This window comes from Mesorhizobium sp. M7D.F.Ca.US.004.03.1.1 (genome assembly GCF_003998635.1).
GTDB lineage: Bacteria > Pseudomonadota > Alphaproteobacteria > Rhizobiales > Rhizobiaceae > Mesorhizobium > Mesorhizobium loti.
Map to the genome: position 1 here is coordinate 1 of NZ_RZQG01001250.1, position 1,389 is coordinate 1,389.

The window sequence follows — 1,389 nt, forward strand, 5'->3', positions numbered from 1 at the left end:
TTGCACGGATGGTCGGCCAAGCTCGTGCCAGTCCGGCCTTACGGCCTGATGTCGACGGGCGCCTCGATCTTCACCATTTCGAAGTCCGAGACCAGGATGTCGATGCGCACCGTCCACCGGCCAGGCACCGGGATGACGAGGTTGTCGACACGCCAGCTGCCGTCGCCGGGCTTGGTCGCGGCGCGCTTCAGCGGCTCAATGCCGGAATCGGGCTTCGACAGCACCAGCGTCACCTGCTTAGCGTCGAGCGGGCCGAAATCGCCGGTCATGATGATCATCGAGGCAACGACTGGTCCGGCATGGCCAGGCGTAATGCTGAGATCGGCCATCGCTTGCAGCGCGTGGATATGGACCGAGACCGGTTGGGCCGCCGCGATTGCCAGTGCCCGTGGCGGCGGCGTGAAGCGCCAGCCTGCAGCAACGCCGAAGATCGCCAACACGATCAGCAGCTCGACGCCGATAGAGCGCACCAGCCTGCGTTGCACCTCTGTCGATACTGCCGCGGCCGATGCGGTGAGTTTCCAGCGGTTGACGGCGGCGAGCGTGAAGAGAAAGACCAGCAACCCGAGCTTGACCAGCAGCAACCGCCCATAGGCAGTGTTGACCAATGCCACAGGTGTCTGCACCTGGATGACGGCGAGAACGATGCCGGCAGTGGCAAGCACGGCCACCACAGGCAGGATCAGGCGAGAAAACCGGCGCAGGAATGGCGTGGCCTCCGCCGATTGCCCTTTCAGCGCCAAGCCGAGCGGCACCAGCGCGCCGGCCCAGAAGGCGATGCTGGCGCCGTGCAGGAACACCATCGGCCGTGTCAGCCATTGCGGTTCGGCGGCACTGGCATGGCCGCTGGCGGCAAGGGCAATCCCCACCCCGGCCACCCCAGCCAGCGCCAATGGTTTGGCTGTGGCGCGAGGGCCGGCCAGCGACAGCAGGCCAAGCCCCAGCGCGATCAGGGCGACCAGCACCGTCCAACCGAAACTGGTGCCGAGCCCGGTCCGCCAGATGATCGGCTGCGCCAGATGGGAAAGCGGCGCCCCAAGTGCGTCCAGCCCCTGGAGACCGAGCGACAAGGGTGCCGCTACCAGCCCGCACAGGATTGCAACGATGACGAAACGCCGGCCAGCCTGTCCGTCCCCGGCCAGCCAGGCGAGCGCGAAGGCGCCGCCGACGCCGAGGAAAAGGCCGATGTAGAGAAAGACCTTGCCGAGCCAGATCGCGGACCGCAGTTGCCAGTCGATGGCCTCGGACGCGACCGGCGGCGCGCTGGGCGCGCCGATGGAAAACAGCAGCGATCCGCCGACCGGATGGCCGTCGGCGGAAATGACGCGCCAGCTCAGCACATGCGTACCGGACGCAAGCTTCTGCGGATTGGCGATCTCGACCGGCTGG

1 protein-coding gene is annotated in these 1,389 nt (G+C 67.1%); it reads right to left on the reverse strand.

The window, feature by feature from the left end:
• Positions 1-38: 38 nt before the first annotated feature.
• A partial coding sequence (locus tag EN935_RS36050; protein ID WP_127374231.1) for a CopD family protein occupies positions 39-1,389 on the reverse strand: 1,351 nt, incomplete at its 5' end.